This is a genomic window from Tatumella ptyseos (assembly GCF_030552895.1).
GTDB classification, from domain to species: Bacteria; Pseudomonadota; Gammaproteobacteria; order Enterobacterales; family Enterobacteriaceae; genus Rosenbergiella; species Rosenbergiella ptyseos_A.
Genome location: NZ_CP130649.1, coordinates 1,569,594 through 1,592,634, shown reverse-complemented (window position 1 = coordinate 1,592,634; position 23,041 = coordinate 1,569,594). Strand labels below are relative to the sequence as shown.

Genomic DNA, 23,041 nt, shown 5'->3' with positions numbered 1-23,041 from the left:
TCGATAAAAGAGGTATTCATTTAATGCAAAAACGTTATCTTGGTCAATCTCGACTCGAAGTCTCCTCCCTTGGGCTCGGCTGCATGGGATTAAGCCATGGCTATGGCCCGGCGACCGATGCTCATCAGGCTATTGAGCTCATTCGCGCAGCGGTTGAACGTGGCGTTACCTTCTTTGATACCGCTGAAGTGTATGGCCCTTTCCTTAATGAAGAGGTTGTCGGCGAAGCCTTAAAACCATTTCGTGACCGTGTGATTATCGCTACCAAGTTTGGTTTCACTTTTGGCGACGACAACAAGCAGCAGATTTTAAACAGCCGTCCAGAGCATATCCGTGAAGCAGTGGAAGGCTCATTACGACGTCTCAAGACTGATGTTATTGATCTGCTGTATCAGCATCGTGTCGATCCGGAGGTCCCAATTGAAGACGTTGCGGGAACCGTGAAAGACCTAATCGCTGAAGGCAAAGTCAAACATTTCGGTCTGTCTGAGGCGGGTGCGCAAACCATCCGTCGTGCGCATGCCGTACAACCGGTTACTGCGCTGCAAAGCGAATACTCCATGTGGTGGCGCGAGCCTGAGCAGGAGATCCTGCCGTTACTGGAGGAACTGGGTATTGGTTTTGTGCCCTTCAGCCCATTAGGCAAAGGCTTTTTGACCGGCTCGATTAGACCAGGAACAACTTTTGGGAAAGATGATTATCGCAGCACTGTACCGCGTTTTACTAAGCAGGCGATTGAAGCTAATGAAAAGCTGGTCTCATTGCTGGGTGAACTGGCGGTAGAGAAAGGCGTGACGTCTGCTCAAATCGCGCTGGCATGGTTGCTGGCACAAAAGCCTTGGATCGCTCCTATTCCTGGTACAAGCAAATTACATCGGCTGGAGGAAAACCTGGAAGCTGCCGACATCGTTCTTTCGCAGGATGACTTACGGCAAATAACTCAGGCACTAGAAACGATTAAAATCGTCGGCGAACGTTACTCACCTGAGCATCAGGCCCGCGTAGGCCGCTAATGTTCAGACGGGTCCACTGAGGTTGGTGGACCCGTTATTCCTGGTAGCGAAGTGCATCGATCATTAGCGCGAAAGCGGGCGGATGCTGCTTGCGGCTCGGATAGTAGAGGTAATATCCGGGAAAAGATGGCGACCAGTCCTGCAGAACCTGAATAAGCTCTCCTGACTTTATGTAACCCTGCACTCTGTCTTCAGGTATGCAAGCGATGCCAAAACCGGATAACGCCGCATCAATCCTTTCTGCCAGCAGATTAAACGTGACCTGCCCTTCCACTCTGACCCTTAACGGTTTCCCTTCCTTCTCAAACTCCCAGTGATAAAGCCCGCCGGCTGTCGGTAGGCGCATATTAATACACCGATGATTTTGTAGCTCATGCGGCGTTTGTGGTTCAGGGTTCGTAGAGAAATAAGACGGTGCTCCCACCAAAGCCATTTTAATGTCCGGACCAATTCTTACCGCAATCATGTCCTTATCCACGCTTTCGCCTAGGCGGATCCCAGCATCAAAACGCCCCTCAACAATATCGACAAACCCGTTATCAACCACCAGTTCGAGATTGATTTCGGGGTATTCCCTGAGGAAGGGTTTAAGCTTCGGCCACACCAAGCTTCGCGCGGCATGCTCCCCAGCAGATAATCGGATATTACCGGAGGCGGTGCCGTTCAGCTGAACCAAAGATTCCAGTTTCTGTTCAAGTTCGGCAATACGGGGTTCAAGACAGGCAATAATTCGCTCACCGGCTTCCGTCGGGGCAACGCTTCGGGTGGTGCGGGTTAAGAGGCGGATATTTAGTCTCTCCTCTAAGGCCTTTATCGCGTGGCTGAGTGCAGACTGAGAGACACCCAGTTTACCCGCTGCTTTGGTAAAACTTCGCTCCCTTGCCACCACCATGAAGATTTGCAGTTCGTTGAAGTTTTCTTTCAGCATCGGCGATTTCCTTACGCAGGCATTCCCTTCATCGCACACTAATGAAGGGTGTTCATAGACACAATCATTTTAGCCCTATTACTGACAAAAATGATAATTGATATGCTGACTACCTCGGAATAAATCTGAATTATCACAAGGTTTGTCATGAAAATACTCGTTGCAGGGGCGACCGGAAGTATTGGTCTTCATGTTGTGAATAGTGCTATCGAAATGGGTCACCAGCCTGTGGCGCTGGTCAGAAATAAGCGTAAGGTAAAATTACTTCCTCTGGGAACAGATGTATTTTACGGTGATGTTTCAATGCCTGAAACACTCACTGAATTACCGAAAGACATTGACGCCATCATCTTTACGCTTGGTTCCGATGGCCAAGGCCGTATTGGTGCTAGGGCGATAGATTACGGCGGAGTGCGTAATATCTTACGGATATTCAAGGATACACCTGTTCGTATCGGCCTGATGACTACGATTGGCGTGACTGAACGACTCAGCGCTTGGAATCAACGCACTGAGGCCCATGACTGGAAAAGACGTTCAGAGCGTCTGGTAAGAGCAAGTGGTCATCCCTATACCATCGTCAGGCCCGGCTGGTTTGATTATAACAATGATGATGAACACAGAATCGTTATGCTGCAGGGTGATCGTCGTCATGCGGGAACACCAGAAGATGGTGTGATATCCCGACAGCAAATCGCCCAAGTTTTAGTCAGCGCTCTGACTAACGATGAGGCAAAATCTAAAACGTTCGAACTGGTTGCTGAGCGAGGCGAAGCACAACATGACCTTACCCCACTGTTTGCAGACCTTAACGCAGATAATGAACAAAAAATTGATGGGGTTCTGGACATAGACAACATGCCTCTGCGAGAAGAACCTGATTGCATTATTAACGAGCTGGAGCTCTATTTAAAAAAATAAACCCTTCTACAACCCTGACAATTTTGTCCGATAGCGGGAGAACGTTATTTTTAACGAGTCTAGTTTCAAAGAAAGCGTTCAGAAGCGGTGTACCCGCGACATTGTAGCGGTGAATGTCGTGGGAAGACACTCAACGAGAACGGATAGGCAATGATGAATAATTCACTTCTGGTAGAGTACAGATACTCCCTCTCGCAACCATTGCCGCTAGCTTGCTGAGTAGTGTTATAACCTTTACACGAAAAAAATCCTGTCTTGTATCAGCCGAATTAAGGGCTGACTGACTTAAACAATTTTCAGATTTCTGCAAGGCACGACGCTATCCTAGTCAACAAAGCGCGACTCACCTCCCTCATCCCAGTCGCTCAATACGCTGGCGGGCATCCGTTAAATGCGCTTTTAATGCCTCTAGGCAAGGCGCAAAACTTGCCGAGAAGTCATTAGAGGCTCGGGCCAGTTGATAGAACTCTTCAGCCATCGCTAACGCCCGATGCCAACACTGTTCATCGATCACATCGAGTAACGTTGCCGGTCGTAATGTATTGACTCTCTCACCACCGGATTTTGGCGCAAAGCCCATCGGTAGCATATCGTAGGCAGGTGCTAACTGATATGGTCGCCCCTGATCACTAATAAAAGATAAATTACCATGATGCATATCGGTATTACCGATCAATATGCCATATGCCCACAAGGTTGCCGCTTTTTGAACGGCTTCCGGAACGACATGCTGCTGAGCGGCGAGCCATTTTACTAAACTTGGCCAAGGTTCGCGGGCTTTACCGATAAATTCTGCTTCTAATGCACGCAATGAAAAAATACCTATTCGCCCTAATGCATCTTTGCGGTCAAAACGAGGAATTTCGAGAAAACGTTGACTGCCTAAATCCATTATAGTTGTATCAACGCCAAGTACTTGCAAGGCTAGATGTTCTGCCAAGAGTAAATCGCGCCACCTTTCACTGACAGGGTTATCTTCGCGTGCGGTGAACTTCACCAGAACATGGCCGCGAGCACTAAAAGTACAAAACTTGGGTTGTTCGCCCCCTGCCGACGAACCAGGTACTTCACCTAAGCTGGAGGACAATGCAAGCTGAGGATAATGTTGGACAGGGTCTATTGGCGTCGGGGTTGGCATCGCTAAAAATTGTTCTTTCGCCTTTTCACCAATGAGTAAGTTACCCACGCTATCTTGCCCATGAGTTAACAAGGCTCTGATGACATCGTCGTCTTGCCAATTTTCTGGATTCGAAGATATCCCCAATTCTGATGAAAAGGCACTTGCAAAGGCTCGGCCAAGATACCCCTGCGGACGCATATCAAATAGCCACCAAGGTAAACCATCGCTATGAAGAACGATGCCATCAGTCTGACACATCGCAAAGCCGCTGGGATAGACTGGGATCATCACGCCCAAGCATTTTATTTTGCCTGATTCAGATATTCGATATATCGGGGCATCGCGAAAGCCGCGATAAGGGTGTTTCAGTGCATAATGAATAGAAGGTCCCGCACCTATTTTAATGATATCGCTTTCCATCACTTTAAGCGCACGCGAAAGCGTCGGCTGACTAACTTCAATCTTTTCAGCAAGTTGTCTTGCTGTCATCGGTGATTGTTGAAGCTGTAGGCGTATAGCTTCAGTACGCTCTCCCATCAACATGCCCTCTTTTGAATAGATTTATGAATAGCTTTTTGAATAGATAATTTATCAGTTAGAGGCAGAAATGTCACCCTGTTGGCTAACTTTTACACACAAGGCGCGTAACCAACGATGAGCAGGAGCCTGATGGCGGCGGGCATGCCATGCCATACTTTTGGTATATACGAGAGAGAAGAACAATCAGCATTGCTGATATCGACTATTAGCGCTGCTGATTGTGATAAGCTGGAAGTGATTACTGTGCCGGCATTTGTGAAGGAAGCTTGAGTGCTTCTCTTCTTGCGCTAACCTCTTTTACCGTGACGGGATTAGCGGCATTTCCCCAACTATTACGGATATAGGTTGCCACGGTAGCCGCTTGTTGATCGGATAATTTCCAAGCAAAACTAGGCATCGCTCCGCTAGTTGGATTGGCGTGGGTAACCGCTCCGCGCCCCCCTTCAAGGATTGTTGTCAGTAATGAGGTGGGATCAGCTGCCATGATGGCTGGGTTATCCGCTAAACTCGCAGCCAAATGCGGAATGCCTTTTCCATCACTATTGTGACAAGCGGTACAGTTTACAGCATACACTTGCTCACCCTGCCGCATCATTTCTCCCCCACTAACAGCCTGTGGTGAGCGTGTTGCAGAGCCTGGATGAGTGCTTAGATAAGTCGCAATGGCTTGCAGATCATCATCTGTTAGATATTGAGTAGAGTTAGTCACTGCCTCAGCCATCGGTCCGGATGCTACGGCAACATGATTACTCCCCTCTTTGAGATATTGTACAATCTGCTCGGGGGTCCAGCGGCCAATCCCTGTATACTTATTATTCGTAATATCTGGTGCAAACCAATCGCCAATATTTCCTCCCTGTAGGGTCTTATTGCTATCACCACCTAAAGCATTCTTCGGTGTATGGCAGGAGGCACAATGCTCTAATCCTCGCACCAAATATGCCCCACGATTCCATTGTGCTGAACGTGTGGGATCGGCCTCGAAACCTTTATTACTAAAGAACAGTAAGTTCCACCCCATCATTGCCAAACGAATATTATAAGGGAAAGGAAGCTGTGTTTCGGGAACAGCATTGTGGATAGGTTTAACAGTACGCATATATAACCAGAGATCATGCATATCTTGATCACTGACTTGAACGTAAGCGTTATAAGGCATAGCAGGATACAAATTTTCTCCCTTAATACCTTTACCGTGACGAACGGCGCGATAGAAATCACGCTCCGTCCAATCTCCGATTCCTGTCTCTCTGTCAGGGGTGATATTACTGGTGTAAATTCCTCCAAAAGGCGTTTTAATCGCATAACCTCCTGCGAAAGCGTCTCGACTCCCCGGTGCAGTATGACAAGCAACACAATCCCCCGCTATCGCTATATAACGTCCCCGTTCGATCGCCGCGGGATCACTCTCTTTTGCCTGTTGATAAAGAGGAACCACTGAATCGGCAACATTATCTGTATGGGTATTTCCGTTGACATACAAGAGCGTGCCGCCGATGGCAGCGCCTACAATAGCCAAACTCCCAACAATCGCTTTAATTTTCATTTCACACCTTCACCAAAGGACCAGGATTTTTTAAATACTGTTCAAGGATCGCTTTAGCAGTCCATAGGCTCAGTGCGCCAATGGTGCCTGTGGGGTTGTAGCCAGCATTATTGGGAAAGGAAGATGCACCTAAAACGAAGAGATTATGGGTATCCCACGATTGTTGATATCGGTTTAGTACACTTGTCGCAGGATCTTCTCCCATCACGGCACCACCTATAGTGTGGTCACTGGCGAAATTATAAGGAGAGTAATGCCCCGAGGCAGAGTTTGTCCCAATCACAATCTTGGCACCCATTGCTTTGCCTAATTCAACGCTTTTCTCTTCAATGAATTTCGCTGAGTTGCGATCGTTTTCATGGTAATCAAAGGTTACTCGTAACAGTGGATCACCGTAATGATCAGTATATTCCGGGTCTAAATCGAGATAGTAGTCTTCATGAGAATAGCTGGTACCTTGGCCGAAAATAAAGGTGCCATTTTGAAACGCATGTGTGTAAGCCTGTTTCCAGCCTTTTCCCCAGCGTGGACTCCCCGGCGGGAGTGCGTCCGCATTGCCAATAGGCCTTGCGCCGCGAGCTACCACTAAAATACCCGCCCCACCAATAAAGTCGAGGTCACTATGATCGAAGTTATCGCCATTAAAGTCGTCGACCTGTTGTGATAACGCCCCTGCGCCAATAAATTGATTAAGGTGTTCATCCTCGAAAAATAGGCTTGCACCGGAAACGGTTTGAAAACTATAGGCACGACCAACTACCCCATTTTTAGTGATGGGGTCATAAGGGCGACCAATTTTGGACAGCAGTAACAAACGCACATTTTGCATTTGAAATGCGGATAGGATCACAATATCAGCAGGCTGCTCCCACTCTTGTTTATTTTTGTCGATATAGGTAACACCAGTCACTGTTTTGCCGTCATGCGCTTTGTTAACTCTTACCACTGCTGAATCAGTTAAGACGGTAAAATTGTCCCTCTGCATCAAGGCGGGAATGACGCAGGCATTCGGGCTAGATTTCGAGAAATTGCCGCAGCCGTAGTAAAGACAGTAACCACAGTAGGTACAAGGCCCCATTCTCACACCAAGAGGATTAACATAGGCCCGAGAAGCTTGACCTGCTGGAACCATAAAAGGATGTTGACCTAGTGATTTAGCGGCATCTCTAAAAATATCGGTTAAACGCATTCCTTCTAATGGTGGTAGAGGGTATTCGCTAGAACGGTCACCTTCAAACGGATTACCGCCCTCGATTATTTTTCCCTTTAAACGCCCTGCTTTCCCCGATACCCCAGCAATCTTCTCAAAGCGATCGTAAAATGGCTCTAGCTCTTCATAGGTCACGCCCCAGTCTTGTAAGATCATACCGGGTTTGATTTTTGCTTTACCGTAGCGTTGAACGGTTTGGGTGTAGGGTTGTAAATCGAAAGGCGTAAAGCGCCAGGCCATACCAGCCCAGTGGGTGCCAGAACCGCCAACATTATAGCCGAGTTCATTCAGGTTCCACTCCCGGCTGGGTAAGGCTTTTTGCTGAATGTTATTACGAAAAGTGGTGGTTTCGATGGCGGGCGGCAGTAACATACTGCGACGAGTATCCCAGCGTAGTTCATCGGTGTCCACCGAGGGGGGAAAGTCAGTAGCAGTTTCAAACCAAGGACCACGTTCGATAGCGACAACGTTTAACCCTGCACGAGTAAGCTCTTCTGCGATCAACGAACCGCACCAACCTAAGCCGACGATAGCAACATCAGCCTTGGGACGACTATTTTTCATATTGGACTCTTATTACGGTGAGTAAAGGATATGATTACAACGAGTTATCAATAAGACTGGTGGGAATAATGTTAAGTTTTTGCCCTTTCTTATCGAGTAGGTCGCGAAAATCGTAGCGCGCCCCGGGAAAACCAATCATTTTCCAACTAGCCATACCCTTGTTGCCACCGTAAAGCGGGTCAGAAAGAAAACCTTCGCGGATATTTTGTAACAACAGTTCAAAAAATGCTTTGGTATCGATCTCTGAACCTAAGGGAAAGTCATCCGCTTCCATTGCCCGCAAAACCGTTTCTTGTTGCGCGTCAGTCAGGGAAATAAAGTCCGTGTGATAACGTTGTTGAACCGCTTTATCTAATGCGGCTAATCCCAGCCGATAACGCTCTGCCGGAGTATGGACAAATTGTGGTCCCTGCTCAGGGGTACCTGGTACAAATCGTCCTAAACGATACAATGCGGTTGCTTGCCCAAAGTCGCCAGCAAGTTGGCGATCGATAAAGATTGCGCAGCCTGCTTCTTTACCACTAATACTCATTTCATCATGGGGAATAAAACGTTCGGCAATGATCGCAACAGTATCAAACTCATGTTGAGTTAAGTACTGACGCCCGCCTTGTCGAGGAGGACTCGGAGGAGTACTGATGGCACCCGGCTCCCAAGGTTGGCCGCCTGATACTTCTTTCGCATTGACTAAGGGCACGCTGGCCCCAAGTACGGCGAGAGAGGATAAAAAATCTCTTCTTTTCATAAGGTTCTCACCTGCCACACAATAAAGTCATTCAAGTTTTTTCAAATTGCCCACCCCCTGTTGTTATATCCCAACAACCTAATCTGCTTATCAAGCAGTAGCGTTAACCTGTTAGGACCAAAAAAGCGATATAGCGGGGATGATCATGGCGATAGTAGTGTTTTTTGGCAGGACGAAATACAAAATCGTTGAGGGTTTTCCATCAAATTTAAATTAATGCCAACATTTACTAATCGTACTTTTAACACTTAACGTTAAGCTATTAACCCCGGCATCGAGGCGCGTGCAATTAAGCTAGCGCACTGAAGTAGAGTAAATAACGGATTGAACAAACAATGAAGAAAGTGACGATGGATAAAATTGCCGCCATGGCGGGTGTAGGAGTCGCAACAGTTGATCGAGTATTAAATGAACGAGGGGGTGTTTCACCTCATACGACGCTGAAAGTTTTGCAGGCAGCAAAATTAGCGGGACTGAAGCGTATTTTACCCGACAGTTACCGTCAAGCTTGGCAGATTGAGGTCATCTTAAGCTCTAACGATACCTACTTCTTTCAAAAGCTTGCCGAGGATTTTCGTAAAGTCGCCGATTTAATGGGCTATCAACGCATAGCTTTACACCGAACACTTCTATCAGAAGCCTATCCTGAGAAAGTGGCTCAGCATATTAGCCGTTGTCGAACAAGTCGCGACGGAATAATCGTTTTTGCGCAAGATAACCCTGAAATTATTGCTGCGATAGATGCCTGTCAGTCGAGCGGCGTACCCGTTATCACCGTTGCTTCAGATTTATGCCAAGCAAAACGACTCTGCCATGTAGGTATCAACCAATATCAAGCGGGACGCACTGCAGGCTTGTTAATGTCTAAAATCGTGCCAGCACAGGGCGACGTCTTACTGGTAACTGGCCGACATGAATATACTGCTCATCAACAACGAATCGCGGGTTTTAAATCTGCATTACAGCAACGAGGCCCCCATATTACTATACGAGCAATATTAGCTGGCGAAGATCAACGTGAACGATTGAGCAGGCTACTCGATAATAGCCTTTCAAACTTACCGCAGTTGGCAGGTCTTTATAATACTGGGGACGTGAATGCTGAGGTAAGTCGATTACTTGCTCGTTACCGGTTATTAGGTAAATGCGCCTACCTCACACATGAATTGTACCCGATCACTTCACAGTTGTTGATGGCGGATCAATTGTCTTTCGTCATTGACCAAAATGCCTATCGCCATGCGGATATCGCACTCAAGTTAATGACCCAGTATCTTGAAGATCTTAGCGTACCGGATACTTACCAAGAAGGTGAAGTACCCTTCAGCATTTTTACGGCTGAGAACTGTTATTAGCCTCACTCTGCTTGGTGGCGACGTGTAATTCTTGCCAATAGTTTGCCAACGTCGATTGGTAAGCGACTATCGCTTCGGTGGGGGGATGAGAGATGACTAATTCCATTAGCAAGCGGTTTGCCAGACTAGTTTCCTGTAATTCCATCGCACAGAGTGCATAAAAAGGCACCACCTCACTGCGCGCAGGGTATCGCTGTAAAAGTGATTCAAAGTACCCTTTCGCCTCGGCCTGTCGGCCTAAACAGCGAGCCGTACAGGCCAAACCGAATATGGCCTCAAATTCATCTTCTGCACCAAGGGTTTCCCCCAGCGCTTGGTGATAGTACTTGAGTGCTTGCTCTTCACGTCCTTGATTATCATAGGACCACGCAATATGGAGATAGAGTGGTCCCTTGTCCTTGGAGGTCTTTAATAAAGAAAAGAGCCTCATTCTGCTTTGATCGTGCTTTTTATTTTTTCGTAACGCTATCGCATAAGACAGTAAATGGGCATCACTCATAGTATCGATAACTCACTGAAAGGTAAGCAGCCGGTAGCCTAACGCGTTTACCTCTTTTTTGTCGAGCTGAATGGAATTCAAACAGAAATTCGGCTAATTAATCGTTGCAGTTTTTCGCTGAATTCCCCTGCATGGATCTCACTAATCTCTCTTCCCACAACCACGGTTTCAGCGAGAGTCTGCATGGGTGGCCAGCGGGTTTTAAAATTAGAGTACACGGCTAAAACAGGAACTTGGTAAGCACTGGCCATATGGACGATAGAGGTATCAGGAGAAATCGTTAAAAAGCATTACGGACTACCGCGGCAGTACGAAGAATAGAAGGCTCGAGCGTTAAGCAATAGACATTTTGCCATTCAGCCACACGTTTTTTTATCTGTTCACGCATTTTCGGGCTATGCACTATTACTATTGGTAAGTGAGTAATCTGTTGAATAAGCGTAAGCAATTGATCAGCGGCCTCGGGTGAAAAGGTACGTTCTGCCACGCTTCCCTCAAAATTTAATGCAATATAAGGTCCTATTGCGTGAAGTTCTGACTCTACCTCCTGTAAGGTTGTTGCGGGAATGGGCAATTCAAAACCAGCATTCACGACAGGGAAACCGGCTTCGCGCATTAAAATAGACCAGGTCATGGGGACAGGAGCACGAAATTTCTGATCCATACGGGATGCCACACGACAACAAGAGGAAAAACAACGCATCTTCAGACCTACAGCTTGTAAATTCGCCTTAGCGCGTAGGGTTTTCACAAATAATAGCGTTTTAAGATTCTTTTTACGCATTGCCTCGATACAGAGGTCGGGGACGCCGTATTCGGCACGGATCTGCCTCGCGAGCGCTTTGATTTCGCGGTAGCCAGCGACGTCTTGGAATGAAGTCTTGATCACCGTTAAGCGAGTATTTTCCAGCGTCAGGGCTTCGAATACGTGATAATTAAGGGTGGAGGCGATGATAATGAGATGGTCAACCTGCTGCTTCTCTAATGAACGGATCAGGGGGTAAGTCGCCATAGCATCGCCGATTTGATCTGGGATATGCAACACGACGGTTTGGACATTATTGGCAATCAACGGCTGCGTGCTGTAGTCGAAAATACTACAGGCTAGGGTTCTTAACATGGACATTTTTTATGCTACCAAGCTATATCATTTATATTTTTAGTATCGGAATTATATAATTGACCCTATAAAGCATAAATTGTTCATGATCGTAAAAAGTTTAATTTTTCATGGTAATAGTTGTAATGCTGACATATTCCTAATATTGACAGTAAGGGTAACTACAAAAAGCAGAGCCTTGAGTCATTACCCTATAAATATAAATGATCAGATAGACGAAGTGAGAGAATCGGTATGCTATTGATGTAGCTGGCGGGTGGCGGCTTTCTGCCCTAGCACGCTGGCTAGGGTAGAAAAGACTAGGGTTGAACTTTAATCACAACTTTGCCAAAGTTTTCACCGCGCAACACCTTATTTAAGGCCTGCGGTGCTTGTTCAAGTCCTTCAATCATTTGTTCACGATAGTGAATCTCACCATTCTCCACCCAAGGTGTCATGGTTGCTAAGAAATCCGAATAGTGATCAGCATAATCAGCAAAAATGATAAAGCCCTGCATTAAAATACGCTTCTTGATCAATTGCATGATGATATAAGACGTTCTATCTGGACCTTCTGGTAGTGATTCTTGATTATAGTAAGCGACTGCCCCACAAACCGGTACACGTGCACGCGGGTTCAGGCGTGGGAAGACGGCATCAAATACTTTTCCGCCCACGTTCTCAAAGTAAATATCGATACCGTTAGGACAGGCTTTCGCCAACTGTTGCTCAAAATCGTCGGCGCGGTGATCAATGCACTGATCGAAACCTAGTACTTCTTCTGCATGACGACATTTGTCTGCACCCCCTGCAACTCCTACAACATGGCAACCAAAACGTTTCGCTAACTGCCCTACTGTTGCGCCAACGGGTCCCGTGGCCGCCCCCACGACTAATGTTTCACCTGCCTTAGGTTTACCGATATCGGTCAGCCCCATATAGGCAGTAAAACCGGGCATACCGAGTATTCCCAGTGCATAAGAGGGATGGGCTAATCCATGATCGAGCTTAATCACCTCTTCAGGTTTAGCGAGTGAGTAATTTTGCCACCCCCCTTGAGATAATACCCAATCACCTTCTTCGAAGCCTTGTACTGTAGAGTGTACAACCTGAGATACTGTCCCCCCTACCATGACATCACCGAGCTGTACTGGCGGGGCGTAAGATTCACCGTCATCCATTCTGCCGCGCATATAGGGGTCGATTGACAAATATTCCGTGCGTAGAAGTAATTCACCCTGCTTAGGCGTAGGACGTTCACCCGTGACCCAGGCAAAACACTGTTCAGTCGGTTCTCCGTTTGGCCGCTGGTTAAGCTGCCAGCCTTGATAGGTTTGTGCTGCAGTGGACATGTGATTCCTTAATAAGATGAGACCATTTACTAGAGCCTAGCTAACTTTCTGCAGCGTCGCTAGCCTTAGGGCTTAACCTTTGATGCGACGGATGGCCTAATAAGGGAGCGTATTGCCTATGGTGACTTGGCGCATGCCCATAATAACGTTTAAACACGACGCTAAAGGTACTTTCGTTCTTATAGCCTAATTCATAAGCAATCGTCTTAATGGCTTCACCACTGAATCTCAGGGATTTACTCGCTAATCGCATACGCCAAGCGGTAAGATAACGCATTGGGGTGATACCCATCACTTCATGAAAATGTTTCGCGAAAGCTGCCCGCGAGAGCGACGCGATTGCGGCTAATTCATTAAGCTGCCAGGCTTTAGCCGGATGCTGATGCAAATGATGCAATACTCTTAAAATTCTCGGATCGACTAAGGCAGCAGCGATACCGGAGGCAGAGGTTTGTCGTTGTAGCCAATCACGAAATACTTCAATGATGGCGAGATGCATTAGGTGATCGCAGGCTAAACTATAGCCGGGGGCTAATTGGCGTTTTTCACTATAAAGTTGTTGCATTAGCCAGGCGATTTTGTGACTGCGCTCTGTGCGACTGTCGAAAGTAAGTAATCCAGGCAACATCGCTAATAATAAATCTGCGCCACTGGTATCGAGCTCCATCTTACCTGCCAGCAACATGTTGGGTGATGCGGCACTAATTTGTGGGTCATTTTCCGCTTTGGGTGAAACATTGGCTGGCTTTACCGCGAGCTGCGTATCGGTCGCCATTACAAAGGGCCTATGTCGGGTCAAAATAACGCCCTCACCTGCCGAAAGGGATACCCATGTTTGCTCGTCATCGAATCGAAACCAAAAATGGCCTGACTGAATGAAAATAAATTTCAGTCCATCAAAGCCGAAAAATTGTTGACTCCATTGATCACTAGCAGATAACCCAGCCGTGGCGTAACTGCGCGCCGACAGTAACGTTAAAATATCTGAGAAAGGATCCATAACCATTCCGTACTAAAAGACTTTTACAAAAGTATTGTGGCGTTTTAATTATTTATTTTCCACCCCTCTCTGGTTACCGTGGGAGTACTGCTTACCTTCCTGTCATGAGGACCTGAAATGTTAACGACTGAATTATCAAATGGTATCGCGATGCCACGTCTTGGATTTGGTGTTTTTCAAATACCGGATCTTAACCTCTGTGAGGAGGCAGTCATCAGCGCATTAACCTGCGGCTATCGGTTACTCGATACCGCCTCAGCGTATGAGAACGAAGCGGCGGTAGGCAGGGCCATCCTTCGCAGTGGCGTTGCGCGCAAGGAGATTTTTCTCACCACGAAACTGTGGGTACAAGATTATGGCTACGAAAGTACTAAAGAAGCGTTTTATCGGTCGCTCGAACGACTCCAAACGGATTACCTTGACCTTTATCTTATCCACCAGCCCTATTCGGATATACATGGGTCGTGGCGAGCGATGGAGGATCTTTATCGTGAAGGCGTGATCAAAGCTATCGGTGTTAGTAACTTCTCGTCCGCCCAGTTAGCCGACTTGATAACCTTCAACCACATTGCGCCAATGGTTAATCAAGTCGAAACTCATCCATTTTGCCAGCAGAACCATGCGGCGGAATTTATGCAGCAGCATCATATCGCTATCGAGGCTTGGGCACCCTTTGCAGAAGGCAAAAACGAAATTTTCACTCAACCGTTACTCACCACTATTGCTCAACGCCATCAGAAAACAGTGGCACAAGTCATATTACGTTGGTTGTTACAACGAAATATCGTAGTGATCCCTAAGTCTGTTAATCCTCAGCGTATCGCCGAAAATTTTGCGGTATTCGATTTCAGCCTAACAGAGCAGGATATGAAGGAAATTTCTACCTTAGATCTGGGTAAACCCTTGATTGCCAATCACGCAGACCCTGAGCGGATTAAATTTATTGGAACACGCCGTTTTGCCACCTAAAAACGGGTAATACCTTGAACGATAATCTTTTTTACATTGTCGAAGGTTTGTTGAAAAAATTCGGGATCATCAAGCGTTTTACCACTGATCGCTGCAACCTGTACCCCAAAATCGGCATAATGCTGAGTCGTCGCCCACAGCGTAAAAATCAAATGGAGTGGATCGATCGGGGCAAGTTGTCCCGCATCGACCCAGCCCTGAATAATCGCCGATTTTTCTTCTACTAATTGCCTTAAAGCAGTATGCAGGGTTTGGGTTAATAATGGCGCGCCTTGGAGCATTTCCAAGCAGAAGAGTTTAGAGGCGGCAGGATGGTCCCTCGACACCGTTAGCTTCAACAAAATATAGTGCTCAATCGCCGTGATAGCATCTTGCTCCACGGCGAAGGCTTTTAGTGGTGCCAGCCATACTTCGAGCAAGTCTTCCAGTAAGGCAATATATAACGCTTCCTTTGAGGGAAAATAATAGAGCAGGTTAGTTTTTGAGACATCTGCGCTTTCGGCAATCCGTTCTAATGAAGTGCCATGTAGACCGAACTGTGAAAATAGCGGCAATGCTGCAGATAGGATAGTCCGGCGTTTCTGATTGGCGGCACGTGATCGCCGCGACGCACTGGATTGGGTTTTGGTCTCACTCACAAGTACTCTCCTCTCTTTCATCGGTCCAGCGGTTGAAACGACTGCACCGCCCTTGCCCATGGCTGTTCAACAATTGTGCACCAAATGGTCTACTTTAGACCATTTACTCCAGTGTTTTTCAGTATAAAGGATTAACCTCCTCATCAATAAAGCTTTTTTAAAGTTGGCACCCTGCTTGCACATCTCTTTCTACCGGGTTCATTTCTCCGGCTCGCTTAGCACCATCGACTATTTTGAAAGAGGTGGCAAAGATGAAAATTGGTGTCTTTATACCTATCGGCAATAACGGTTGGTTAATTTCAGAGAACGCTCCGCAATACAAACCGACATTCGAGCTGAATAAAACTATCGTTCAACGCGCTGAGTATTACCATTTCGATTTTGCATTATCGATGATTAAATTACGTGGATTCGGCGGTAAAACGGAATTCTGGGACCATAATCTTGAATCTTTCACACTCATGGCCGGACTCGCCGCGGTAACGGAGCGCATTAAGCTCTATGCTACCGCGGCAACCTTAGTGATGCCTCCGGCAATTGTCGCGCGAATGGCGGCAACCATCGATTCCATTTCGCCAGGACGTTTTGGGGTGAATGTGGTGACCGGATGGCAAAAACCGGAATATGCCCAGATGGGACTCTGGCCGGGTGATGAGTATTTTAGCCAACGCTACGCCTACTTAACCGAATATGTATCAGTATTACGTGATCTTTGGTCAACCGGACATTGCGATCACAAGGGGCAATTCTTCACGATGGACGATTGCCGTGTCAGTCCCCAACCAGCTTCCAAAGTGGAAATTATTTGTGCGGGGCAAAGCGACGCTGGCCTAAATTTCTCTGCACAATACGCTGACTATAATTTCTGTTTCGGTAAAGGCGTTAATACCCCTTGTGCTTTCAGTCAGACGGCCCAAAGAATGAGCCAGGCTGCAGAGAGTGCGCAACGCGACGTCCCTTCTTTTGTCTTATTTATGATCATTGCTGAAGAGAGTGAATCCTTGGCTCGTGAAAAGTGGGAGCACTACAAGGCCGGAGCAGATGAGGCCGCGTTAAGCTGGTTAACCGATCAAACGCAGCAAGATAAACGCGCCGATGCCACAACCAACGTTCGGCAAATGGCCGACCCCACGTCCGCAGTAAACATTAATATGGGGACCTTGGTGGGTTCCTATGCGCAAATTGCCACGATGTTAGATGAGATTGCCACCGTTCCGGGCACGGGAGGTGTGCTATTAACCTTTGATGACTTTGTGACAGGCATCGAGAAGTTTGGTCAATTCATCCAGCCACTTATGACTACCCGTCAACACCTCTCCACCACAACCAGCCGCGAGGTCGCATAGATGACATTATCCTCCCCCACAACGGTTCGCCGTGACAATACTGTTTATGATAATGAGTTATTACTTAATGCTCGACCTGAGCAGATCGCCATGCCCTGTGACCAAACCGCATTGATCGTCATTGATATGCAAAATGCCTATGCGACGCAAGGCGGTTATCTGGATTTGGCGGGATTCGATATCAGTCACACCGGACCTGTTATTGCTAATATAAAACAAGCGGTAAAGGCAGCCCGTGCTGCAGGAATTAAAGTGATTTTTTTCCAAAATGGATGGGATCAACACTATGTTGAAGCAGGTGGCCCCGGTTCCCCCAACTTTCATAAATCTAATGCCTTAAAAACCATGCGTCGGCAGCCAGCTTTACAGGGCAAGTTATTAGCAAAAGGCGGTTGGGATTACGCATTGGTTGATGAACTGACGCCGCAGCCGGGTGATATTGTATTAAGTAAACCGCGCTACAGCGGGTTCTTCAACACCCAGCTTGACAGCTTATTACGTAGCTACGGCATTCATCACCTCATTTTCACAGGTATTGCTACTAATGTCTGCGTGGAATCAACGTTAAGAGACAGTTTCTTCCTCGAATATTTCAGTGTGGTGCTTGAAGATGCGACGCATCAAGCAGGCCCGGCTTTTACCCAACAAGCAGCCCTCTACAATATTGAGACCTTCTTTGGCTGGGTGTCAGATGTTGAGACATTTTGTCAGGCCGCTAGTGACTGCCAACGGCCGCTAAAGCAGACGGCGTAAGGAGAACGTTATGCCTAAACAAGTGATCAATCTTGCTAATAGCAGTAACCCAATAGCCCCTTTCGTTCCCGGTACGTACGCCGATGGTGTGGTGTATGTTTCAGGCACCTTACCTTTTGATAGCGAAAACAATGTTGTCTTTCCTGGTGATGCCGCGGCGCAAACACGCCATGTGTTAGAGATAATCAAAAGCGTGATTGAAACGGCAGGCGGCAGTTTATCGGACGTCACCTTCAACTCTATTTTTATTACAGACTGGGCCAATTATGCAGCCATTAATCAGGTTTACGCTGAGTATTTTCCGGCTGACCGCCCTGCACGTTACTGTATCCAGTGTGGCTTAGTGAAACCTGAGGCACTGATTGAAATAGCCAGTGTTGCCCATGTCGGACCGTCAACGCAATTTACGCGAGGATAATCATGACTTTTCCCATCGCTTATCGCGTTTCGGGCCGTGACGAGCCAGACGTTCCCACAGTCTTACTCTCTTCAGGTTTAGGAGGTGTCGCCAGTTATTGGCGGCCACAACTTACTCGTCTAGAGCGAGATTATCGTGTGATAGTTTATGACCAGCGCGGTACTGGTGGCAGTTCGGCGCAATTACCAGACGACTACACAATGGACATGATGGCCCAAGAGGTTGTGCAGTTACTGGATCACTTGGGGATCCAGTCTTGTCATCTGGTTGGACATGCTTTGGGCGGTATCATAGGCCTCACCCTGGCTGAATTATACCCGCAGCGGTTACTCAGTTTAGTGGTGATTAATGGTTGGGCAGCACTTAGCCCGCATACTCAACGCTGTTTTGAGGTACGACGTAATCTCTTATCGATAAGTGCGGAAGCCTATCTACAGGCTCAGCCCTGTTTCCTCTATCCCGCTGATTGGCTCGCCCAGCACGTAGAAGAGATGGCGGAAGAAGAGCTATTGCAGCGACAGCATTTTCAAGGTGAGCATAATTTGCGGCGTCGGTTAGCGGCGTTGATGGCAGTTGATCTGAGTGCGAGTCTACAGAAGATTACTCTACCTTGTTTTGTGATGTGTTCGAAAGATGATTTACTGGTTCCTTGGATGTGTTCCGAACAGCTGGCAGAAGGGTTAATCAATAGCCAATTTTCTCTAATAGCCTACGGGGGACATGCCATGACAGTGACTGACCCTGTCCCCTTCACCGATCAACTTATCCATTGGCTAGAAAGCGTGACAACGTCACAATAAGATCAAGTGAGATTATAATATTGATCGACCTGCTTCAATGGCGGTAAAGGTGTTTGCTCCGTCATCTCTAATAGATTGCGTTCGATACCGGTACAGATAGCATCGAGCGCAAGGTTATTAGCGCCTTTACCAAAGGGATGCTCCATCTCTTCCGCCACCGCATCCCATGACAAGAAGGTATATGACACAAAACCGGAGACAAAAGGCGTTAACCAATGTAAATCTGCAACCAAGGCCCAAGGTAGCAGAGTACAAAACAGGTAAACGGTTCGTTGTAAGATCAACGAATACGCAAAAGGTACAGGAGTATTCGCGATACGCTCACAGCCTCCCAAGCAGCGCGATAATTCATTGAGATTTTCGTCGATGTTACGATAGTTAAGTTCGGATACCTTTCCTTGCCGCAGCAGATCAGCATAGAATTTTCCCACCTTCAATAGCAGCATATTTGCCATCGATTGGCGATTCACTAAGTCGTCAATGTGTTCTGGGGTAATCAATCGCTCTAAGTCCTGCCGCGCAGAGCTACCTCGTAAACTGTGGTTTAGTGTCCAAGCATAAGCAATTAATAATTTGGCGGCTAATTTTGGGCTTTGCCCCTCATTTACAGCACAGAGTGTTTGACGGATAAGGCTACGGCTCGTAATCATCATGGAGCCCCAAATTTTTCTGGCTTCCAAATATCGGCTGTAGCTGGCGTTATTTCGAAAACCTAAGAAAATAGCAATGGCGATGCCTAATAAACTGAAAGGCGGTAAGGTCAAATGCGCATTGTGCTGACTAAGCCAGGGGTAAAACGCTAGGGCAATCAGCGACATCCCTATATTGAGGAGTAAGCGAAACAGGATTTGGGGCATGACGGAACCATGCCAAGTAAAAAGGCGGACAAACCAGTGTTGTGCGGGGCGGACAATCATTACGGGTTCCTAAACTTAAGTGGAACTAAAGGTTAACGCTAGCAGCCCTAACGCTTATCCTTTATTATTGACCCATTAGCTTAACTGATGGAGGGCTTGCATGAAATCGAAAGATCTCGCGAAGTTTCTCGCGGAAAGTTATGGACTGCAATTTCTCAAACCCTCGAACGTTACGCTAAGCGAGGAGAATGAGTTCTGTACTATTCATACGCCCAGCGCAATATTTTCTCGTTTCGATGGGTTCAAAGACACGCTCACCGCCTATCCCCAGCAGGGAACTTCCGATCAGGTTATATTCAAATTAGTAACCGAGGGTGAAATTCATATCGCCAATCGTTTTGGGGAAATATCATTGCCCCATGGATCACTTTCGTTAATGCCTTGGCATAGTCAGTTTGAGGAAGTATTTACTCGACCTACCTCTCTTTATGTTATTGGTTGTGACCGCAAATTAGCCGAGCAAGTCTTACCGATGACACGCCAAAGTGGTGGCTATTCGACGCAACTTTGTGCAGAGGATTTTCACTATTTGAGTACGTTGATCGACCACTATGTTGCTCAAGCTACGCAGGTAACGCCGATGATGGCGACGGTGGGTAGCCGAATGATTATTACCTCTCTTGGTGAGGTGTTATTAAACAGTGAAACCTTAACGCGCACTCGAAAAGCATCTAAGGTCCGTAACATCATGGCGATTAAAAGCTATATCAGCCAGCACCTACACGAGAGCCAACTCACGGCGCAAGAAATTGCTGACCATACCCACCTAAGTGTGAATTATATGAACCGGTTATTAGCGGAAGAAGGCTTGTCCTTGATGAAGCTAGTCTGGCAATTACGGCTTGAAGAATCTCGCCGCTTATTGGAGAAGCCTCTTGCTAATACCTTACAGCTCGCAGAAATTGCCTGGCAATGTGGCTTCAGCAGTCAGTCCCACTTTTCACAAGCCTTTCGCCGATATTTTGGTATGACGCCTAAAGAAATGCGGGCGCAGCGCCCGCACTGAGGGGGTTAAGCTTTTACGGTACGAATAGAACGTTTGTGTGAGTAAATATCAAAACTGGTTTTACCATGATATTTTCCCATTCCCGAAGGACCGATACCACCGAACGGCAGTTGTGGACACATGGCGTGCGTCAACATATCGTTGATCTGCGCATCGCCGGACTGAATAGTGGTAATAAAGTCTAAGGCAGCCTGCTCGTCACGGCTGAAAGCATAAATAGCCAGAGGCTTTTCATGATGAGTAATAATCTTTTCACGTACTTTTGCCAAATCGGTGTAACTCAGGATCGGTAAAATGGGTCCAAAAATCTCGTCTTCCATCAGCGCATCATCCCACTCCACATCGGTGACAACGGTTGCGGCGAATTGACGCTTTTGTTCATCATACTCTCCCCCAGCAACCACTTTTCCTTTCGTCGCTTGAAGATAGCTGGCAAGTTTTTCAATTTGTTTGGCGTTGACAACTTTACCAATACTTTTGCCTTGATAATCAGCACTAATTTTCGCTAAAAGCTTACTCACGACCTGTTCTTTTATTGCTTCGGGAACTAAGAGATAGTCAGGGGCTACACAGGTTTGGCCACTATTTAAGTACTTGGTGTAGGTCAGGCGTTCAATAAGGAGATCAATGTTGGCATCCTCGAACACGACCACCGGACATTTTCCGCCTAGCTCTAAAACGACTGGAGCTAAGTGGTCGGCAGCGGCCTTCATGATGATTTTTCCGACATTCGGGCTGCCGGTAAAGAAGAAGAAATCAAAAGGTTTAGCCAACAGAATCTCGTTCTCTTTACGCCCTCCTTCGATAACTGTCACAATTTCGGGATCAAAGCTCTCTTCAATCACTTTTTTGATGATAGCTGAGGTGGCTGGTGTCGACTCTGAGGGTTTAAGAATCGCCGTATTACCTGCAGCAATGGCTCCAACCAATGGCGTGAGGGTCAAATTGAACGGATAGTTAAACGGCCCGATAATATAGGTTAAGCCATAAGGCTCGGCACGAATACGCCCTTCTGAACCGGTAAAATGGCCGGCTAGAGGGAAAACATCGTCCTGCGCCCACGTCGCGAGGTTCTCTAACATGACATCGATTTCTTCGGTGACGGCACCGATCTCAGCCATGTCGACAACGTCTGGGGTTTTCCCCAAATCGCTATCCAAAGCCTGATAAATCGCTTCTTTATTAGTTAAAATAGCTTGCTTAAAACGGCGTAAATTTGCTAAACGGCCCTCAATACTGGTAGTTTTCCCGGTTAAAAAAGCTTTTTTTTGTGCTGCAAAAGCTTGGTCGATCACAGTTTGAATAGTCATTACGTCCTCTCTTGATCTTAGAATAAATACAGCAGTCTCAGGTTTAGACCGGTATCTTTTTTGTAGCCGCTCTTCACATCGAAATCATGAATAAGCTGCGTACTGACTTGAAAATGGCCAGCAAATAGCTGTTGGTACTCGATACGGGCTTGTTGGCTCGCCGTCTTAGTTTGATTATAGTCGCCATCTAAATGTTGACGTCCGCCAGTATAGATTGCGTAACCCACCGCCATTTTTTGCGTACGGTTAAAATCGTATCGTAGATTAGTTTGTAGTTCGTAAGTGGGATGTTGCTTAAGGGTTTGGTTACCATTACCCGCATCATTATTGTGGCCATAAAAAACGCTATCTTGGAACATCTCAAGGCTTAGTTGTTTATAAAGCGGTTCAACCCACCCAATCTGTAAGTCAAATTTATAGCGATTCTCACCAATATTAATGGCTTTATGCCGATCGTAATTGCCTAATGGCAATGTTAATAGCGGTGTGATCCCTACAGTACGTCCAACGTAGCCTGCTTGCGGCTGGTTAATCACCCAGAAAGTTGCTCCAATAATCGGATCACCAAATCCTGTGGCATTTCCTAAGGATTGCCCGTTCACCGAAGCCCCCCGCACACTGCCATAAGGCAGCAAAATTTGCGGATCCACCAGCATACCGTTGATATCGGTATAGTGAATTAGACGGGTAATCGACATTTCGGTGCGCAGATAGCCATCTTGTCGATTACCTTGCTGATAATAGTCATTGGCTTCGCTGTACTGTAAATACACCATTGCTAGATTGGTGCCAGAGGGTAATGCATCGTAATCGCCGGTATTAACATCCACGGCATGCCCATAACGACTTAAGAGCAAAACCGCCGTTAATAAGCTGGCTCGGGTTATTGATTTTTTCATTATTATATTATCCTGTAGGGTCAGAGGTCATACGCTAATAAAGGTTTGACGACAGATAGATAATCTAACAATTATGAAACAATATTTTTTATT

At 46.8% G+C, this 23,041-nt stretch carries 21 protein-coding genes and 1 pseudogene; 9 read left to right on the top strand and 13 right to left on the bottom strand.

Going from position 1 to position 23,041, the window contains the following annotated elements:
• Nucleotides 1–23 precede the first annotated feature (23 nt).
• Entirely contained in the window at nt 24–1,013 is a 990-nt protein-coding gene (locus tag QJR74_RS07500) for an aldo/keto reductase (protein WP_304373914.1), read from the top strand.
• 34 nt (nt 1,014–1,047) lie between these two features.
• On the opposite strand, the gene QJR74_RS07495 is transcribed toward QJR74_RS07500, so the two are convergent.
• The gene (locus QJR74_RS07495) at nt 1,048–1,941 is read right to left on the bottom strand and encodes a LysR family transcriptional regulator (protein ID WP_304373913.1); all 894 of its coding nucleotides are present in this window, start codon (nt 1,939–1,941) and stop codon (nt 1,048–1,050) included.
• Between the two features lie 147 nt (nt 1,942–2,088).
• Between QJR74_RS07495 and QJR74_RS07490 the strand changes: the two genes are divergently transcribed.
• Nucleotides 2,089–2,862: an SDR family oxidoreductase gene (locus QJR74_RS07490; protein ID WP_304373912.1), complete on the top strand. Its 774-nt coding sequence runs from the start codon at nt 2,089–2,091 to the stop codon at nt 2,860–2,862.
• Nucleotides 2,863–3,214: 352 nt separating this feature from the next.
• On the opposite strand, the gene yjjJ is transcribed toward QJR74_RS07490, so the two are convergent.
• The 4 genes from yjjJ to QJR74_RS07470 all read right to left on the bottom strand — a co-directional run bounded on the left by yjjJ (nt 3,215) and on the right by QJR74_RS07470 (nt 8,587).
• Nucleotides 3,215–4,519, bottom strand: a complete 1,305-nt coding sequence (yjjJ, locus tag QJR74_RS07485; RefSeq protein WP_304373911.1) for a type II toxin-antitoxin system HipA family toxin YjjJ — start codon at nt 4,517–4,519, stop codon at nt 3,215–3,217.
• Nucleotides 4,520–4,760: 241 nt separating this feature from the next.
• Complete coding sequence (locus QJR74_RS07480) at nt 4,761–6,068, bottom strand: c-type cytochrome (protein WP_304373910.1); 1,308 nt, start codon at nt 6,066–6,068, stop codon at nt 4,761–4,763.
• Between the two features lies 1 nt (nt 6,069).
• Nucleotides 6,070–7,842 (bottom strand): GMC family oxidoreductase, encoded by a 1,773-nt coding sequence (locus tag QJR74_RS07475; RefSeq protein ID WP_304373909.1) that lies wholly within the window; start codon nt 7,840–7,842, stop codon nt 6,070–6,072.
• Nucleotides 7,843–7,876: 34 nt separating this feature from the next.
• Nucleotides 7,877–8,587, bottom strand: a complete 711-nt coding sequence (locus QJR74_RS07470) for a gluconate 2-dehydrogenase subunit 3 family protein (protein WP_304373908.1) — start codon at nt 8,585–8,587, stop codon at nt 7,877–7,879.
• A 350-nt stretch (nt 8,588–8,937) separates the two neighbouring features.
• Between QJR74_RS07470 and QJR74_RS07465 the strand changes: the two genes are divergently transcribed.
• Nucleotides 8,938–9,942, top strand: coding sequence for a LacI family DNA-binding transcriptional regulator (locus QJR74_RS07465; protein ID WP_369685589.1), 1,005 nt, complete (start codon nt 8,938–8,940; stop codon nt 9,940–9,942).
• Here QJR74_RS07465 and QJR74_RS07460 read toward each other — a convergent pair.
• From QJR74_RS07460 to QJR74_RS07445, 4 genes and pseudogenes are all read right to left on the bottom strand, one after another.
• Nucleotides 9,920–10,441: a tetratricopeptide repeat protein gene (locus tag QJR74_RS07460; RefSeq protein ID WP_304373906.1), complete on the bottom strand. Its 522-nt coding sequence runs from the start codon at nt 10,439–10,441 to the stop codon at nt 9,920–9,922. The two genes, QJR74_RS07465 and QJR74_RS07460, sit on opposite strands and share 23 nt — an antisense overlap.
• A 77-nt stretch (nt 10,442–10,518) precedes the next feature.
• Nucleotides 10,519–11,567, bottom strand: a pseudogene (locus tag QJR74_RS07455) (glycosyltransferase family 9 protein).
• Nucleotides 11,568–11,860: 293 nt separating this feature from the next.
• The gene (locus QJR74_RS07450) at nt 11,861–12,892 is read right to left on the bottom strand and encodes an NADP-dependent oxidoreductase (protein ID WP_304373905.1); all 1,032 of its coding nucleotides are present in this window, start codon (nt 12,890–12,892) and stop codon (nt 11,861–11,863) included.
• A gap of 40 nt (nt 12,893–12,932) precedes the next feature.
• Entirely contained in the window at nt 12,933–13,892 is a 960-nt protein-coding gene (locus QJR74_RS07445) for an AraC family transcriptional regulator (RefSeq protein ID WP_304373904.1), read from the bottom strand.
• A gap of 117 nt (nt 13,893–14,009) precedes the next feature.
• Here QJR74_RS07445 and QJR74_RS07440 point away from each other — a divergent pair, with 117 nt between their 5' ends.
• A complete protein-coding gene (locus QJR74_RS07440; protein ID WP_304373903.1) occupies nt 14,010–14,861 on the top strand; it encodes an aldo/keto reductase in 852 nt (283 codons plus the stop codon).
• On the opposite strand, the gene rutR is transcribed toward QJR74_RS07440, so the two are convergent.
• Nucleotides 14,858–15,520 carry an HTH-type transcriptional regulator RutR gene (gene rutR, locus QJR74_RS07435; RefSeq protein ID WP_304373993.1) on the bottom strand — a complete coding sequence of 221 codons (663 nt, stop codon included), beginning with the start codon at nt 15,518–15,520 and terminating at the stop codon, nt 14,858–14,860. The genes QJR74_RS07440 and rutR overlap by 4 nt on opposite strands.
• Before the next feature lie 230 nt (nt 15,521–15,750).
• Here rutR and rutA point away from each other — a divergent pair, with 230 nt between their 5' ends.
• The 4 genes from rutA to rutD all read left to right on the top strand — a co-directional run bounded on the left by rutA (nt 15,751) and on the right by rutD (nt 18,816).
• Nucleotides 15,751–16,845, top strand: a complete 1,095-nt coding sequence (gene rutA / locus QJR74_RS07430; RefSeq protein ID WP_304373902.1) for a pyrimidine utilization protein A — start codon at nt 15,751–15,753, stop codon at nt 16,843–16,845.
• Nucleotides 16,846–16,935: 90 nt separating this feature from the next.
• Nucleotides 16,936–17,598: a pyrimidine utilization protein B gene (rutB, locus tag QJR74_RS07425; RefSeq protein WP_304373992.1), complete on the top strand. Its 663-nt coding sequence runs from the start codon at nt 16,936–16,938 to the stop codon at nt 17,596–17,598.
• Between the two features lie 10 nt (nt 17,599–17,608).
• The gene (gene rutC, locus QJR74_RS07420) at nt 17,609–18,016 is read left to right on the top strand and encodes a pyrimidine utilization protein C (protein WP_304373901.1); all 408 of its coding nucleotides are present in this window, start codon (nt 17,609–17,611) and stop codon (nt 18,014–18,016) included.
• A 14-nt stretch (nt 18,017–18,030) separates the two neighbouring features.
• Nucleotides 18,031–18,816: a pyrimidine utilization protein D gene (gene rutD, locus QJR74_RS07415; protein WP_441007655.1), complete on the top strand. Its 786-nt coding sequence runs from the start codon at nt 18,031–18,033 to the stop codon at nt 18,814–18,816.
• A gap of 2 nt (nt 18,817–18,818) precedes the next feature.
• Here rutD and QJR74_RS07410 read toward each other — a convergent pair whose 3' ends face one another.
• Nucleotides 18,819–19,733 carry a bestrophin family protein gene (locus QJR74_RS07410; RefSeq protein WP_304373899.1) on the bottom strand — a complete coding sequence of 305 codons (915 nt, stop codon included), beginning with the start codon at nt 19,731–19,733 and terminating at the stop codon, nt 18,819–18,821.
• A gap of 100 nt (nt 19,734–19,833) precedes the next feature.
• Between QJR74_RS07410 and QJR74_RS07405 the strand changes: the two genes are divergently transcribed.
• Nucleotides 19,834–20,739 carry a helix-turn-helix transcriptional regulator gene (locus QJR74_RS07405; RefSeq protein ID WP_304373898.1) on the top strand — a complete coding sequence of 302 codons (906 nt, stop codon included), beginning with the start codon at nt 19,834–19,836 and terminating at the stop codon, nt 20,737–20,739.
• 5 nt (nt 20,740–20,744) lie between these two features.
• On the opposite strand, the gene mdlD is transcribed toward QJR74_RS07405, so the two are convergent.
• Together mdlD and QJR74_RS07395 are read right to left on the bottom strand one after the other, a co-directional pair.
• Nucleotides 20,745–22,049, bottom strand: coding sequence for an NAD(P)-dependent benzaldehyde dehydrogenase MdlD (mdlD, locus tag QJR74_RS07400; RefSeq protein ID WP_304373897.1), 1,305 nt, complete (start codon nt 22,047–22,049; stop codon nt 20,745–20,747).
• Between the two features lie 17 nt (nt 22,050–22,066).
• Entirely contained in the window at nt 22,067–22,948 is an 882-nt protein-coding gene (locus QJR74_RS07395) for a transporter (protein ID WP_304373896.1), read from the bottom strand.
• Nucleotides 22,949–23,041 lie beyond the last annotated feature (93 nt).

Coding starts and splice junctions, on each gene's coding strand:
- rutC (WP_304373901.1), top strand. CDS start 17,609: ATGCCTAAACAAGTGATCAATCTTGCTAATAGCAGTAACCCAATAGCC.
- rutA (WP_304373902.1), top strand. CDS start 15,751: ATGAAAATTGGTGTCTTTATACCTATCGGCAATAACGGTTGGTTAATT.
- QJR74_RS07440 (WP_304373903.1), top strand. CDS start 14,010: ATGTTAACGACTGAATTATCAAATGGTATCGCGATGCCACGTCTTGGA.
- QJR74_RS07475 (WP_304373909.1), bottom strand. CDS start 7,842: ATGAAAAATAGTCGTCCCAAGGCTGATGTTGCTATCGTCGGCTTAGGT.
- rutB (WP_304373992.1), top strand. CDS start 16,936: ATGCCCTGTGACCAAACCGCATTGATCGTCATTGATATGCAAAATGCC.
- QJR74_RS07405 (WP_304373898.1), top strand. CDS start 19,834: ATGAAATCGAAAGATCTCGCGAAGTTTCTCGCGGAAAGTTATGGACTG.
- QJR74_RS07490 (WP_304373912.1), top strand. CDS start 2,089: ATGAAAATACTCGTTGCAGGGGCGACCGGAAGTATTGGTCTTCATGTT.
- QJR74_RS07495 (WP_304373913.1), bottom strand. CDS start 1,941: ATGCTGAAAGAAAACTTCAACGAACTGCAAATCTTCATGGTGGTGGCA.
- QJR74_RS07445 (WP_304373904.1), bottom strand. CDS start 13,892: ATGGATCCTTTCTCAGATATTTTAACGTTACTGTCGGCGCGCAGTTAC.
- QJR74_RS07395 (WP_304373896.1), bottom strand. CDS start 22,948: ATGAAAAAATCAATAACCCGAGCCAGCTTATTAACGGCGGTTTTGCTC.
- QJR74_RS07465 (WP_369685589.1), top strand. CDS start 8,938: ATGGATAAAATTGCCGCCATGGCGGGTGTAGGAGTCGCAACAGTTGAT.
- QJR74_RS07480 (WP_304373910.1), bottom strand. CDS start 6,068: ATGAAAATTAAAGCGATTGTTGGGAGTTTGGCTATTGTAGGCGCTGCC.
- rutR (WP_304373993.1), bottom strand. CDS start 15,520: ATGAAAGAGAGGAGAGTACTTGTGAGTGAGACCAAAACCCAATCCAGT.
- QJR74_RS07410 (WP_304373899.1), bottom strand. CDS start 19,733: ATGATTGTCCGCCCCGCACAACACTGGTTTGTCCGCCTTTTTACTTGG.
- QJR74_RS07460 (WP_304373906.1), bottom strand. CDS start 10,441: ATGAGTGATGCCCATTTACTGTCTTATGCGATAGCGTTACGAAAAAAT.
- QJR74_RS07470 (WP_304373908.1), bottom strand. CDS start 8,587: ATGAAAAGAAGAGATTTTTTATCCTCTCTCGCCGTACTTGGGGCCAGC.
- QJR74_RS07450 (WP_304373905.1), bottom strand. CDS start 12,892: ATGTCCACTGCAGCACAAACCTATCAAGGCTGGCAGCTTAACCAGCGG.
- mdlD (WP_304373897.1), bottom strand. CDS start 22,049: ATGACTATTCAAACTGTGATCGACCAAGCTTTTGCAGCACAAAAAAAA.
- QJR74_RS07500 (WP_304373914.1), top strand. CDS start 24: ATGCAAAAACGTTATCTTGGTCAATCTCGACTCGAAGTCTCCTCCCTT.
- yjjJ (WP_304373911.1), bottom strand. CDS start 4,519: ATGGGAGAGCGTACTGAAGCTATACGCCTACAGCTTCAACAATCACCG.